This is a genomic window from bacterium, from assembly GCA_016699045.1.
Taxonomy (GTDB): Bacteria; Babelota; Babeliae; order Babelales; family RVW-14; genus AaIE-18.
The window spans coordinates 707,108-721,898 of sequence record CP064957.1 but is presented as its reverse complement, the minus strand read 5'-3'; the positions used below and the strand labels follow the sequence as shown (position 1 = coordinate 721,898).

9 protein-coding genes and 1 tRNA gene are annotated in these 14,791 nt (G+C 39.7%); 3 read left to right on the top strand and 7 right to left on the bottom strand.

Annotated features, from left to right (window positions below; all coding sequences use genetic code 11):
• Window positions 1-76: 76 nt before the first annotated feature.
• Window positions 77-700 (top strand): thymidine kinase, encoded by a 624-nt coding sequence (locus IPF37_03235; GenBank protein ID QQR49828.1) that lies wholly within the window; start codon window positions 77-79, stop codon window positions 698-700.
• 26 nt (window positions 701-726) lie between these two features.
• Window positions 727-2,079, top strand: coding sequence for a DNA repair protein RadA (gene radA / locus IPF37_03230; protein ID QQR49827.1), 1,353 nt, complete (start codon window positions 727-729; stop codon window positions 2,077-2,079).
• Here the strand turns inward: radA and IPF37_03225 are convergent.
• The 6 genes from IPF37_03225 to IPF37_03200 all read right to left on the bottom strand — a co-directional run bounded on the left by IPF37_03225 (window position 2,076) and on the right by IPF37_03200 (window position 7,106).
• Window positions 2,076-3,509 (bottom strand): sodium/proline symporter, encoded by a 1,434-nt coding sequence (locus tag IPF37_03225; GenBank protein ID QQR49826.1) that lies wholly within the window; start codon window positions 3,507-3,509, stop codon window positions 2,076-2,078. The two genes, radA and IPF37_03225, sit on opposite strands and share 4 nt — an antisense overlap.
• 81 nt (window positions 3,510-3,590) lie before the next feature.
• Complete coding sequence (gene glmS, locus IPF37_03220; protein QQR49825.1) at window positions 3,591-5,066, bottom strand: glutamine--fructose-6-phosphate transaminase (isomerizing); 1,476 nt, start codon at window positions 5,064-5,066, stop codon at window positions 3,591-3,593.
• A gap of 530 nt (window positions 5,067-5,596) precedes the next feature.
• Window positions 5,597-6,007 carry a 30S ribosomal protein S9 gene (gene rpsI / locus IPF37_03215; protein QQR49824.1) on the bottom strand — a complete coding sequence of 137 codons (411 nt, stop codon included), beginning with the start codon at window positions 6,005-6,007 and terminating at the stop codon, window positions 5,597-5,599.
• 155 nt (window positions 6,008-6,162) lie between these two features.
• Window positions 6,163-6,237: transfer RNA gene (locus IPF37_03210), tRNA-Thr, on the bottom strand.
• 51 nt (window positions 6,238-6,288) lie between these two features.
• Window positions 6,289-6,633, bottom strand: coding sequence for a TraR/DksA C4-type zinc finger protein (locus IPF37_03205; protein ID QQR49823.1), 345 nt, complete (start codon window positions 6,631-6,633; stop codon window positions 6,289-6,291).
• Window positions 6,630-7,106, bottom strand: coding sequence for a nucleoside deaminase (locus IPF37_03200; protein ID QQR49822.1), 477 nt, complete (start codon window positions 7,104-7,106; stop codon window positions 6,630-6,632). Before IPF37_03200 ends, IPF37_03205 begins: the two co-directional genes overlap by 4 nt.
• Window positions 7,107-7,269: 163 nt before the next feature.
• On the opposite strand from IPF37_03200, the gene gyrB reads away from it, so the two are divergent.
• Window positions 7,270-9,693: a DNA topoisomerase (ATP-hydrolyzing) subunit B gene (gyrB, locus tag IPF37_03195; GenBank protein QQR49821.1), complete on the top strand. Its 2,424-nt coding sequence runs from the start codon at window positions 7,270-7,272 to the stop codon at window positions 9,691-9,693.
• Window positions 9,694-9,764: 71 nt separating this feature from the next.
• Here the strand turns inward: gyrB and IPF37_03190 are convergent, their stop codons facing one another.
• On the bottom strand, window positions 9,765-14,699 hold the full coding sequence (locus IPF37_03190; GenBank protein ID QQR49820.1) for a hypothetical protein: 4,935 nt from the start codon (window positions 14,697-14,699) through the stop codon (window positions 9,765-9,767).
• Window positions 14,700-14,791: the final 92 nt, after the last annotated feature.

Genomic DNA, 14,791 nt, shown 5'->3' with positions numbered 1-14,791 from the left:
CCTCAAAACCTTGGTATACTTTGGTTCAAGAAAGTTACCTACATAAATTTGATAACGAATGGAGAACCGATACACAATGCATAATAAAAATAAAAAAGGCAGATTAGAAGTTGTCTGTGGTTCAATGTTTTCAGGTAAAACAGAGGAACTTATGCGTCGGTTAAAACGTGCAGAGTTTGCCAAACAATCTGTCTTAGTTATTAAACATTCAATTGATAAGCGTAAAAATGAGGCCTGTATTGTTTCTCACGATGGTCGCGAGCGACTTGCTTTTTTGATTGATCAAGGCGTTGAAAAAATTTTGGAATTAGCACATAAAAATGTTGATGTTGTTGGTTTTGATGAGATTCAATTTTTTCCCGTTGAAGTGATTGATGTTATTTGCAAACTTATCGACCAAGGAATGCGCGTTATTGTTGCAGGGCTTGATCTTAATTTTCGTGGTGAACCCTTTGGTATAACGCCCTTGTTGATGGCTGTTGCCGACGAAGTTACCAAATTAAAAGCAATTTGTGTTATGTGTGGCTGTGATGCGTACCATACGCAGCGTATTGTTAATGGTAGGCCAGCTCGTTATGAAGATCCAACGATTTTGGTTGGGGCTGAAGAATGTTATCAAGCTCGTTGCAGAAATTGTTTTGAAATCGACAAGCCGCCCGTGTATCGAAAAAAACCAGTCGCAGTGGCTGCAAATATTTAGGAACATAGTTGGCTGTCAAACAGAAAATGTCTTATTCGTGCACCAATTGCCAGTACGTTAGTGTAAAATGGGTTGGGTGCTGTCCTGGTTGCAGTGAATGGAATAGTTTTATTGAGCGGCAAGTTTCGGTCCTTGCAAACGTTTCAGGTTCAAAGACCAGTTATAGTGCGGCAATTAAACCAACAACGCTGGTTAATTTAAATCAAATTGAAGATGAAACACAAGAACGCATGTGTGCCGGCATTCAGGAATGGGATCGTGTGCTTGGTGGAGGTGTATTGCCGGGCTCCTTTATTATTTTGACGGGTGACCCTGGTATTGGAAAATCTACGTTGCTAATGCAGGTGGCGCATTGCATTGCGCAGCGCCACAAAGTTATTTATATTTCGTCTGAAGAGGCATTGCATCAAGTAAAAAATAGAGCGCGTCGGCTGGGCGTTGGTGCTACCAATTTACTGTTTTCTGACCAGCCAGATTTAGAAAATATTATTGCTACCGGCTTGCAACACAAGCCGGACCTTCTTATTTTAGACTCAATTCAAAATTGTCACCTTTCGTTTGATTCGCATGTCATTCCAGGTACTGTTGCGCAGTTGCGTGAGGTTGGTTTTAGGCTCATGAAGTTTGCAAAAGAAAATAATGTTGCGGTCTTGGTAACTGGCCATGTGACCAAAGAAGGCCAGATGGCGGGGCCAAAAGTTTTAGAGCACATTGTTGATGCGGTATTTTATTTGAATGCTGAAGATCGTTGGCAGACTCGCGTTTTGCGTTCGGTAAAAAATAGATTTGGTGCAATTAATGAAGTTGGTTTTTTCCAAATGGAAGAGCATGGTATGGTTGAATTAACCAATATCAATCAGCAACTTATTGCCGAAAGCTCCAGTACGCCGGGTTCGGTGTTGGTTTGTAGTGTTGAGGGATCTCGTCCCTTGGTACTTGAATTGCAGGCATTGGTCGTGAGTTCAAAGTTTGGTATGCCGCAGCGTGTGGTAACAGGTCTTGATCAAAAACGTGTTGTGCTGATTGCGGCGATTCTTGAAAAATATTTACATATCAAATTTAGTAATCAAGATATCTTTTTTAAAGTAAGTGGTGGGTTTAAAATTAAAGAAAGTTCAAGCGATCTTGGGATAGCGCTTGCATTGCTTTCAAGTTATTTTCAAAAACCGCTACCAGGGCATTCGGTTGCGATTGCTGAAATGAGCCTGACTGGTCAAATTAAACCAGCCAATCAGGTTGCGGCTTGTATTAAAGAAGTTGAAAAATTTGGTTTGGAACATATTTTTGTTGCTAAAAATCAAAAGGTCACCAGTTCGTGTAACCTGGTAACCTTTAAAAATGTCTATGAATTGCTTCAGTTATTTCCTGAAGATTCTTAAGTTCTCTGGCTGCGTTTTTTTTCCGTAATTCTTGAAACAAGGTAAATACTTACAAAGCTCATAATAAAAGCGGGAATGAGTGGGGCATTAAAACCTGTTTCAAAATAGCGCCAGCTGCCTGCAACTAAACCGCCAATCAGGATGCCGGAAAACGCTCCTTCTTTGGTGATAGTTGATTGCCAATAAAATGATGCGAGTAACAGAGGGCCAAATGATCCACCAAGGCCGGACCATGCGTGGTACACCAGGTCTAAAATAGAATCGTGGTTGTTGAACGCACAAATAAATGCAATAGCGGTAATACCTAACCCACCAAGACGCGAAATGTACATAAGATGTTCTTGTGAGACTTTTGGATTGAAGAACTTTCGATAAAGATCTTGTGCAATAGTTGATGCTGCAACAAGAATTTGAGAATCCATGGTAGTAATTGCTGCTGCCAAAATACCGCACAAGATGAAGCCAGCCAAATAAGGTGGAAACATTTGTTGAGCCATTCTTACAAAGACCAGTTCGCTGTCTGTAAGACCGGTGTTAGCAAAAAATACAACACCAAGTAAGCCTATTAATGTGGCCGAAAAAATGGTTGTTAAAATTTGCCACATGATGCCGAGCCTGTGAGCTTTTTTAATATTTTTTACGTTATCAATACCCATAAAATTCATCAAAATATGTGGCATACCAAAGTAGCCAAGGCCCCAACCAACGGCAGGAACAACAGTGTGCAATAATGTATGCCATGAAAAATCTGGGAATGGCGAAAGAGAAACATGTTTGAGTTTGAGTGCTTCAACAATGGCTGTAGGGCCTCCCAAATACCATCCAGCATACATTGGCACAAAAAGCAAAATAAACAAGACAAACATGCCTTGAATAAAGTCGTTCCATGCAATGGCGATAAAGCCGCCGAGTAGGGTGTAGGCAACAATGCCAAGCGTACCAATGGAAATTGCCATATGATAATTTACGGCAAAAGCTGCTTCAACCGCACGACCAAGGCCAACAATGCCGGCAGAAATGTACAACGTAAAAAATACCAACGAAATAATGGCGCCTAGCAATCTGATATGGCCGGCAGGATCGTTAAAACGTTTTTCAAAATAACTAATAAGTGTTGGGCTGTTGGTTGTTTCACTGGCAACACGCAATTTTGGTGCGATGTATTTCCAGGTAAAATGCATGCCAAGCGTGAGTGCTACGGCAATCAAACAACCAGGCATTCCTTCACGATAAATCAAGCCTGGATATGCCATAAAGAGCCAGGTGCTCATGTCAGTTGCGTGGGTTGCAATGGCAGTTACCCAATAATTAAGCGATCGATTGCCAACCATAAAATCGCCAGCCTCTTTTTGTTTGCAATAAAAAGAGATACCAACAATTATTAAGATGGCAAAATAGAGAAAAAATGAAATAAAGTAAGCAAGGTTCATGACAAGTCCTTTTTTGATAGTAGTATGCAGTAATTAACGTTTCTAGAATAATCGCTTAGTTGCGATTTTCTGACAAATCATTTACTCAACGGTAACTGATTTTGCCAGGTTTCTCGGCTTGTCAATGGGTCGGTCAAGTGCTCGTGTAATTTCGTAAACAAAATATTGCATAATGCCTGTCATGGCAAGAGGACCAAGGAGAGGCTTAACTTGTGGAATGATAAATGCCGTATCCGCAAGATTAATGAGTTCTTTTTGTCCTTCAAATGCAAAGACAATCAGATGGCCGTGACGAGCTTTGACTTCTTGAGCATTGCTTAAAATTTTCCAGTAAATTGTTTCATCAAGTACTGAAAATATGACAACCGGTGTTTGATCATCAATCAGTGCTATTGGGCCATGTTTAAGTTCGCCGGCAGGATAGCATTGTGAAAATATATAAGAAATTTCTTTAAGCTTGAGCGAAGCTTCCAATGCAAAAGGATAACTGATGTGGCGTCCAAGAAAAATAAACCTGTTGTACTGACTGTACTTTTTCCCAAGTTCTTGCGAAATACTTAATTTGTATGTTTCTATAACGGTTTCCAAAATTTCAGCAGTAATCAGAAGGTCTTCTTCTGTTTCATGCATTTCTTGTTGACTGATAATGCCGCGTTCAAGTGCTATGCGGTTTGCCAGCCAGTAAAGAGAAGCAACTTGTGTGGAAAAAGCTTTAGTTGAAGCCACCGATATTTCTGGGCCTGCCTGCATTGGCATAAATCCGTCGGCTTCGCGAACAATAGTACTTGAGGCAACATTGGTTAGCGCTATTGTTTGCAAATTTGCAGCAGTAATTAAGCGCAATGCTTGGAGTGTGTCGGCCGTCTCTCCTGATTGCGAAATTAAAATGTACACGCTATTTGAGTCAGGGAAAAATGGCATATGATGAAATTCTGATGCCAGCGAAACGCGTGTTGGAATTTTACAAATAATTTCGAAAAAGAATTGAGCGATACGCGCCGCGTGCCAGGAAGTGCCGGCAGCAATTAAATTGAGCGATTTTAATTCTTTCACATGAGAAGTGGTAAGCCCAAGTTGGCGCCAAATACCATCGCTATACTCGTCTTTAATAGAAAAAGAAGAGGCTCCATGATTGTTGCCAATAATTTTAAAGAAAGAGACCGTGCGGTTGATTGCTCGTTTTTGTTCGTAAATTTCTTTAAGCATATAATGCTCAAAGCCTTGCTTGTCGGTAGGGCTAAATGTTTGATCAATGGTTTGTGTTTCTGCTACGATTTGATTGCCGGTAAAATCGTATAATGCTACCGAATCTTTTTTTACTACTGCAAAGCTGTTGTCTGGTAAAAACATGGCTGTTTTAGTTTGATCTGAAAAAGCCATATAATCAGAGGCGGCAAACATTTCGTTTTCTCCGATACCGATAACAAGCGGAGAGCGCCTTCTGATTAATAAAAGTTGGTCCGGATATGCTTCCATCATGATAACGAGCGCAAAGGCTCCATGAAGCCGAGTAGTGAGCGCCATAGCGGCAGGCACAACATCTTTGTGTTGAGTCAAGAGAGCTAAATAAGTGCGCAATAACTTCCGTGTCTGTTCCCGAATAAAATTCGTGACCTTCTTTAATAAGTTCTTCACGAATTTTATCGTAACCTTCAACAATGCCATTGTGAACGATAGCAACGCTTTTATGGCAATTGAAATGAGGGTGTGCATTTACTCGATCAACAACACCATGTGTTGCCCATCGGGTGTGCCCCATACCAATAAAACCATCAACTTTAGTTGTTTTAACTAATTTCTTGAGTAAAGCGACGCCACCAGCTTCTTTTTGATAGTTAAAATGCTTATGCTTGTTGTCAATACAGATGATACCAGCAGAGTCGTACCCTCTGTATTCAAGGCGTGTTAGACCATCAAGAATAAATTGCCGACACAATCTATGGCCGACATACGAAACTATGCCACACATTATATTTTAGCCAATTGCATTAAAAATAACATTTCTTATTACCTTGTATGATGCTGCCCAAGTGTCAGACTCTAACAAGATGTACCTTAGCAGTAAACGAATGGTAAGGCTAGAAAGATTATCTTTTTACGAATTGGAACTTTCTACGAGCGCCACGTTGACCGTATTTTTTACGTTCTTTAACGCGAGAATCAACGGTAAGTAAATCATTTTTACGAAGAGTAAGTCTCAACGCTTCATCAGATTCAAGGAGTGCTCGTGCAATGCCAAGACAAATAGCATCTGCCTGACCTCTTAAACCACCACCATTAACGCTAACTTTTGCATCAAAGCTTTTTTGATTGGTAACCTTGAAAGGAACCAAGAGTGCGTTACGATTAATAAGCGTATCAAAGTATTCTTCATGATTTTGACCGTTAACCGTAATTGTTCCGCTGCCTTTACTCAGCCAAACACGTGCTACAGCTGCTTTTCTTCGTCCAACACCATGAAGTGTAGAGCTTGTTTTGCTTTTTTGAGCGTCTTTCATAAATCCATAAACCTAGGCTAAAAGGACTAAAATTATAACTAAAATCGTACCAATTAATACAATAGAGTAGTCATAAAAGCTCATTTTGTCAAAAATGAGCAAAAATGACAAAATCCTTAAAAAAACAACAAAGAAGAGTTTCAACTAGAAAAGACTGGAGCCGATGATCGGAGTTGAACCGACGGCCTACTGATTACGAATCAGTTGCTCTACCACTGAGCTACATCGGCATTTCTGCAGGTTTTACTAGGCAATTCCTACTGTATTCTATCCTGAAAAAATTATCCTTCAAGGTCTTCTTGGCAAACAATGCATCGAGCGGCATAAGGAAAATTTTCTAAACGTCTTTCTGATATGTGTTCTTCGCAGTCAATACATGAGCCATATTCTCCGCGCTCAATTCGAGTTAATGCATTGTCTATTAAGCGTAGTTCATCAATTTCGTTTTGCTCGAGTGAGTTTTTCAGGTTTTCCATGGTAAGAGAAAGAGCCTCGTCGCCACTATCCTGAATTTGGTCATCGGCAAATTTTTCGTTTGTTGATGAAGAAAGAAGCGAAGTCATTTCTACTTTTCTTTGTAGAAGTCTATCCTTGATTCTGTGTAGCGCGTCTGTTCGTTGTTTCACGGCTGCCCTTTCTCTTTTTTCCTAACTTTTTTGAAAAACGATTTTAAGAGGGAAAGACTTTCTTCATTTTCTACTCCACCCTCAATTTTTAAATCTTGCATATAAAATGGTGCTTGATCTGCTATTTCATTAATGCCTATACCGAATAGTGTTGATTTGCCTCCAAACACTATTCCCTGTAATCTACTGAGTTTAATGAGGCCTAGGCACATTAAACAAGGCTCAAGGGTAACATAGATCCAGCATCCGTTCAACCTCCAATTATTAACCTTTTTATAAGCCTTTTGAATGGCTAAAATTTCAGCATGAGCGGTTTGCGATTGCATTGTTTCAATTTTATTATACGCTCGGGCTATAATTTTATTATCGGAGCCTACAATGACGGCGCCAATAGGCACTTCTTCAAGCGCTAAAGCTTTTTTAGCTTGCTTGAGGGCTTCTTGCATAAAAAATGTCTTTTTTTCTTTTTGCATAGTACTTAACGCATCTTTTTCTTTACAAATTTTGATACATGACCTTAATGGTGCTATACTAGGTCCCACGTGTAAATAATACAAAAAAATTCTTTCAAAATTAAAGCTTCTTTTTGAATGTATGGTTTTTTAGGTCCTCGACTACAGATTTTGGAGTTATCCCATGGAAGAAGAAAAAGTCAAAGCTAAGGGCGGTAGTGTTCCCGAATATGGTGCAAGTTCTATTAAGGTGCTCGAAGGCTTAACTGCCGTCAGAAAGCGCCCAGCTATGTACATTGGCTCAACGCATGCTGACGGTCTTCATCATTTGGTGTATGAAGTTGTTGATAACTCTGTTGACGAAGCATTAGCCGGCTATTGTACCACAATTAATGTTATTGTCCATGCTGATGGTTCTTGCTCAGTGCAAGATAATGGTCGGGGGATTCCTGTTGCTGAACATCCAACTGAAAAAATATCTGCCGCTGAAGTTGTTATGACCAAATTGCATGCTGGTGGTAAATTTGAAAAAGAAGCGTATCGTTATTCAGGTGGCTTGCATGGGGTTGGTATTTCTGTTGTTAACGCGCTTTCAAAAAAACTTGAATTACGGATTTTTAGGGACAACAGAGAATATTTCCAAATTTATAGAATTGGTGTGCCAGACGCGCCGCTTAAAGATATTGGTAAGACTGACCAACAAGGTACCTATGTCCGTTTTTGGGCTGATGATACTATTTTTGAAACAACCGATTTTAATTTTGAAACATTGTCTGTTCGTTTAAAACAATATGCATTTCTTAATAAAGGACTTCATATTGATTTTAAAGATGAACGCAGTGGCGAAGAAGAAGTATTTTTCTTTGAAGGTGGTATTGTAACGTTTGTTGAGCATGTAAACTCAAAAAAAATTCCACTCCTTGATCACGTTATCGAATTTTCTAAAGACGATGGCGTTTATATTTTGGATCTTGCGTTTCAATATAACGATGGCTACAGCTCGCAAATTTTTAGTTTTGTAAATAACATTCACACCGTTGATGGCGGTAGCCATGAAACAGGTTTTCGTTCTGCATTAACTAAAGTTTGCAATCGTTATGCTCAAAAATACAACATGCTCAAAGAGGAATCTCTTTCGAGTGATGACGTCCGTGAAGGCTTGGTATGCGTTATTAGTATGAAAGTACCAGAGCCCCAATTTGAAGGTCAAACTAAAACGAAACTTGGCAACAGTGAAATTAAAGGCCTAGTAGATTCATGGATTTACTCCTTTTTAGATACATTGTTTGAAGAAAATCCTGGTATTGCTAAAGCAATTTTACAAAAAGCAGTTTTGGCACAACAAGCACGTACCGCGGCAAAGCGTGCGCGTGATTTAACGCGGCGTAAAACGGTTCTTGAGGGATCAGTATTGCCGGGTAAACTTGCAGACTGCTCTGAGCGCGAAGCAAGTAAATGCGAACTGTACATTGTAGAAGGGGATTCTGCAGGTGGTTCTGCCAAGCAAGCGCGAAATCGTTTTGTGCAAGCAGTGTTGCCAATTCGTGGTAAATTACTGAACGTTGAAAAAACCCGCCTTGACCGCGTTTTGGGCAATGATGGTATTAAAGATTTAATTACGGCCATTGGTGCAGGTGTTGGTAATGATGAGTTTGATAGCGAAAAAGTGCGTTATCATAAAATTGTTATCATGACCGATGCTGACGTTGACGGTTCGCATATTCGTATTTTACTTCTGACGTTCTTTTTCAGATATATGTTACCAATTATTGAAAAAGGATATTTATATGTTGCGCAGCCACCTTTGTATAAAGCAAAGGTTGGTAAGTCTGAACGCTATCTGCAAGATGATTCTGAACTGACGCAATTTTTATTCGATTGGGCAGGATCACATGCTTTACTTGAGCAAGCTGGTAAAAAACTTGAGCATGCTGAGTGGGTTTTGTTGCTTAAAAATATTCTTGCTTATGAAAATGAAGTTACTAAAGTTGGACATCAAGTTGAAGTATCTCGCAAAAATTGTCATGAGCTTGTTGCTTGCCTTGATGCACTCAAGTGGGAGCCGGGCAAATATACTCCTGAAGAATTAACACCAAAAATTGCTGAATATTTCAAAGATTATACCGTTGAAATGTTGGTTGAAACTGAAGCGGGTGAAGGTGATATTCGAACACGCAGAGTATTGAGTTTTAAGCAAGGCAAAAAGACCTGGGATGTTTCTTTTGCTTTCTTTAAATCAAATGAAGTTTCTAAGTTGTTAGAACTCTTTAAGCCAGTAAAAATGCTTGAAGATAGCCAGTGGTCATTGTCCGTAAGCGGTAAAGGTGGCGATAGCTTTGGTATCGGTGCACTTGCTTTGTGTGACGCGATTATTGCTGCCGGCAAGTCGTTAATGACCATTCAACGCTATAAAGGTCTTGGGGAAATGAATCCTGAGCAATTGTGGGAAACGACCATGGATCCTGAGCGCCGCATGTTCTTGAAGGTAAACATTGAAGATGCGTTGAAAGCAGATCAATGGTTCTCTTCGTTGATGGGCGATGAAGTTGAAGATCGTCGATCATATATTGAGAAGCATGCACATTTTGTAAGAAATTTAGACGTTTAAAAATATATTTTTACATTTCTGTTATTAAAAAAGGCTCCGAATCTTTCGGGGCCTTTTTTAATAACTTCAGTTTAACGAATAGGTTGTTGTGCTTGCGGAAAGCTTTGTTGAGGGATTGGTTGCGAAGGGTAGGCGCTTGGTATATTAGCTTGTTGAATCATGCCCATTATGCCAGGTTGAGGTTTGGGAGCCAGGTATCCTGTTTGTTCGTATTCTGCTTGTTGGTAGGCTTTTTGAGCCGTATCGGTATAAGCTTGTTTTGTTTGAACAGTACTTTGTGTGGCATATGCTTTTTGCTGTGCAACTTGTGTTGCTGTGTGGCTGGCAAAAGCGTCCGTTTGTTCTTGTGTTAAAGCGCCACCTTGCTGAGGAATTGGTGGTGTTTTACCTTGCATTGTATTGAGGGCTTCGAGTCCTTCGGCGGTGTAAATATTTCTAAATTCAAGTGGTACATCCCATGAGCCAATGCCAATAAATTTAATAGTTTTCCAAGGGTAAGGGTCTTGCCACTGTATAATAATATTTTTACCAATTTCGTCACCAAAGCCCAAACTAATCATACCATCGTTAATGCCAATCCAATAAGCTTTAAATTGGCCTTGAGACAATTGTGAAGCACGGTGAGCTTTGCTGGTAATGTCTACTTCAGCTGCTGAACGGCCTAGGCTTTGGATGCGGATAACATTTTTGTTATTATCCCAGCCGCCAATAACCGTTTCATAAAGCTCTGTTTCGGTGTTACGCACGTTAACGGCTTCTTGCGAAAAACATACAAATACGTCATTGCTGCCGCGTACTTCAAAAATAAGCCAACCAATATTTGGGGTTTTGAGGGCCCATGGCAGCCATAGGTATTCGCCATAAAAAGAAGGTATGGTGAAAGCAAAATCAGGGTCTTGTAGTGAGGCATTAAAAAAGGTTTTTCCGATATCAGAAATAGTAAAATACCAAGAATCTTTTGCAGCAATATCATCTTTATTTTTTGCGTCTGTAAGGTAAAGATTTGAATAAGCGCGTACCAGTACATCAAGAATAACCATGAGTTGCTCTGGATTTCCGGGGTAATATTTAATGATACTTGCAAGATCATTTAAAATAGTTTTCTTCACGGTTGGATCTGCAATAACTGATGGATGAATGATATTGCGAAGAATATCAATATAAATTTTTAATAATACTGGGTAATGGCTTTGATTTGAAAAGACAAATTTTTTGCTTTCTTGCAATCGTTGTGCAACTGTTGCTGTGCTATCTTGTGCTTCGGTGGGGATTGACGATGTAGTACCAAGGTCTTTTTTCGGTTGTTCGATGTATGCGTAACTATTTTGGCTTCTAAAACCATATTGTGCATCAAGGCGCATTTTTTGTGCTTCGGCGGTTGCATCTGCAACTTTAATTTGACCAGCAGCTTTTATACCAGCAGCTGTTGTTGCAAGTCCGATTCCAGCCCCAGCACTTGCGGCTGCACCAATCATCGAAAAAGGATCAATTGAAAAGGCAAGAGAACCAGCAACTTGTAGCGCAATTTGACTACTCGCGTTGACAACGCTTGCGGATGCTTCTGCTATTTTTGCTGCTTTATTAGCTTCTATTTCTTTGAGTATTGCTTGTTGTTGGAGTGCTATTTTTGCAGGAGCTTCTTTTGGTTGTCTCATAATTTGTACGGTAGGTGCGCCGACCGGGTTGATATCAATTAAAAAAACATATTCACCTTGTTGCTGGGGTGTGCTTAACACATTAAATGCTTTGCCACTGACCATGTCTTTCATGGTTACCCAGCGACCTGTTTGTATAAAATCGTAGCGAAAAGGTCTGTAGAGTGTCATGGAGCCTTGGTATGGTTTGCGATTAAATTGTTGTTCGGTGGTAATTGGTTCATTGCCGATACCAATAGTAACAGCTGGTGCAATTTCGATATTGCTAAATTTTTGGTCATGGTCAGCGGGTTGAAAGCCTATTTTAGTAATGTTTTCCAGAAGGTCTCGGTCTTGCCAAGCCATAAAAAGATTATCACCAATTTTTCCTTGCCCGAGCATGATGGTACCGCCAAAAATACTCACCCAATAATCAGTGGGCTTATCTTTAGAAATACGTGCCATGGGCAGCAAATCTGTTAATAGTTGGTATACAACGGTACCATTTCGTTCGATTTGTAAAAATCTGTTATGCTCGGCGCCAATAATAACTTTGTATCGATCGCCTTTTTTATTTTCTAAAACAACGGCTACTGAATATTTTGCATGTGCAGTAAACGCAATACTTGCTTCATTTGAAATACGTACTGGCACATCAATAAACGTAATTTTTTTATCGTCAGCTGTCAGTGTAATGTCATGTTCCACTTTTGTGTAAGTTTCTTTTTCTGCAATCGCATGAAGTGCGGTTCCCACTTGAACTTCAGCGTAATCAACAGGGCCATCGTGCGAGCTCAAGCCAACATAAGTAACGGCTGCAGCGTTGGGAATGTATGCCGACATTATAATGCCGCTGCCAGGCGTTCCAGCGCCAACAAGCATGAGTCCGTTGTTGATAGAAACCCAGTAAGGAACAAAGCGGCCTGGCATTATGTGAGAATCTGTAGCTTCAGCAATAAGTTTTCCATTAAATAAAATTTGAGATGTTGTATTATTAAGACCACCAATAATAATTTGCCATAATGCTTCGGTATTTTCTTCGGTATTGAAAATAACTTCTATGCCGCCACGGTCGGTAGCTTGAGCAAGAAATGAGATCATGGCTTTGCCAGGAATTGCCAATGGTGTATCAATCCATGCAATACCTTTGCTAAACATTTTATCAAGAGTGATCATTTTGCTTGGTCCAAATCCTGTAATTGGAGGTTCTTTTGCAAAGCCTTCAAGAATCAAAGGTTCTAATAATTCATATTTTTGATTAACAAGTTTTGCTGTTTGCATTAAAGTACCAAAACGGTTTGTTTTTAATGGATAGGCGGTGTTATTATTGATCTGGCTAACAACGCCAAATCCTGCCGTTAATTCTGATTTCACAAGAGACTTGCTGACACTTGTTGTCGCTAGTTTTTTATCATACCAAAATTGATTTCCCTGAAGAAACATAAAAATGTCTCGCGCTGTTTGTTGTGGATTTTTGGTGTTGCTTGAAATGCCAGTGTCCGGGATATCAGCAGCTGAATTTATTGCTTGAATGGAAAAATATTGAGCGCCGCCAAGATCTTGTTGACCATAAAAATCATCGGGCCAGTGACTTGCATCTTTGGTAGCGACCGCTAGTTCAAAGCTGGTGAGATTTTTAGTATCTGGATTAGCCCAACTAAATTGATTAACCCAAAGATTTCGTTCTTGTGTCTGTGGCGCCATGCTTTGAAGGATGACCGTATCGCGGGAATGTATAGGCCCTGTTTGATTGTAGGGACTTATAATTTTAAACGTTTGCCAACCATCTTGCGCATGTGGGTGGTTGAGTAATGAAACGCGAAGATCGCATTGATCAGGCTTAAGTAAATAATGACTATCATTAACCCACCATTTCCATTCTTTGCCTAATGGACCTGCTTTTTTAGTATTTCCTTCAACGGCATAAAGCGACCAAATGGTTACTGTGTCGCCAAAATTAATAACATTATTTGCTTTATCATCATTTGCTGTAGTGAGTGTAAAAAAACAACCAATATCTTGGCGCTTGTCTTGGGCATTAAAGTTTTTTACTTGTTGATCTTTCTTTTTTTGAGTTTCTTTTTTTTCTTTAAGTTGCTGAGTTGCTTGTATTTTTTTGCCCGCTTCTGAAGTCGCTTGTTTAGCTTTCTTTGTTTCCTTTTCAATTTTAGTTTCTTCAATGTCTATAAGACTGTCTTGCATTTCTGCAGATAGTGCAATTTTTACAGGACCTGTGCCAAGACTGCCAACTAATAATTCAACAAAATTGTTTGGAGGGCTTGCTTGTGCATCTTGGTCATAATAACTGTCGGCATGGGTCCAAACGCGCATAAAATCAACATTTGGTCCCGCAATAATGCGTGCCATTTGTGTGCCACGAAGCTCTGGTCCTTGTGCTATGGCTAGCATTGCGATATCGCTTGGTGTTGGTTTATAAACAAGAAGATTTTTTTGCCCGTCTATTGCCACGATTGTGCCGTCATAGCCAATGGCGATATCATTAAAATTATTGGTGCTTTGTATTGCTATCCAATCACTTTTTCGTTTGCCGCTTGCCCCGGGGACAAGTTTCCAAGCGCGGTTTTCATAATCAAGAAATATGGTGTTGAAGGTATCTTTGACGAAGATTTTTTTTGGATTGCCCATGTTAAATGTTGCGGGCCTGATAATATCTTCCCATATTTTTTTAAAGCGATTAAATGTGCGAATAACTTGGTTTTTAGTAACAAGTAAGACTTTGCCATCACCGCCACACGCTATATGTACGCCTTGCTCAGGAATTTTTTGCCAGGTGGTTTCTTGAGTCACCGGGTTCTTTTTACGCCAAAGATTGTTGGAAGTGTCTCGAGCCCATATCTCATTTTTATTACCAACGCTCAGTTGGGCAGGTATAGATTTTGCTGTTTTGTTAGGTGTTGTTTTTATTTGTTGCCATGTTGTTTGACCACTTTCTTGATACCAGTAATTATTGGTGTCATCAAGACACCAGATTGTGCCATCAGCACCAACCGAAAAATTTTTGAGTACATTCGTTGGCGAGATATCTGTCCAACTGTTCCAATCTTTGCTGAGTTTTAATAATTTGCCATCAGCAGAGAGCCCAAAAATTAATGGATTATCGCCACCACAAGCAATATCGATAGCTTGTAAATTTGAAGAGGGTAATGGAACGAACAAATTGCTTGAAATTGTTTGTTGTGGTTCGTCGGGAGCTAAAATTGTTGCGAGTGTATCTTTGATAGCATCTGTTGCTTTTGATGAAGTTGTGCTGTCTGGTGTGATTGCTGTATTGGCTGCTATGTTCTGGCAGTTACAGAGCTCAATAATTAAAAAAATGAGCAGAAAAAAATTATAATTTTTTTGTTTAAGCATGGTTTGTCTCTCGTGGTTTTGGGGTAAAAGATTTATCTATTTAAAAGAGCTTGCAGGTTTATAGTACAAAAATTTTCTTGCAAATTTGAAGC

Coding starts and splice junctions, on each gene's coding strand:
- radA (QQR49827.1), top strand. CDS start 727: ATGTCTTATTCGTGCACCAATTGCCAGTACGTTAGTGTAAAATGGGTT.
- IPF37_03235 (QQR49828.1), top strand. CDS start 77: ATGCATAATAAAAATAAAAAAGGCAGATTAGAAGTTGTCTGTGGTTCA.
- IPF37_03190 (QQR49820.1), bottom strand. CDS start 14,699: ATGCTTAAACAAAAAAATTATAATTTTTTTCTGCTCATTTTTTTAATT.
- rpsI (QQR49824.1), bottom strand. CDS start 6,007: ATGAAAGACGCTCAAAAAAGCAAAACAAGCTCTACACTTCATGGTGTT.
- IPF37_03200 (QQR49822.1), bottom strand. CDS start 7,106: ATGCAAAAAGAAAAAAAGACATTTTTTATGCAAGAAGCCCTCAAGCAA.
- IPF37_03225 (QQR49826.1), bottom strand. CDS start 3,509: ATGAACCTTGCTTACTTTATTTCATTTTTTCTCTATTTTGCCATCTTA.
- gyrB (QQR49821.1), top strand. CDS start 7,270: ATGGAAGAAGAAAAAGTCAAAGCTAAGGGCGGTAGTGTTCCCGAATAT.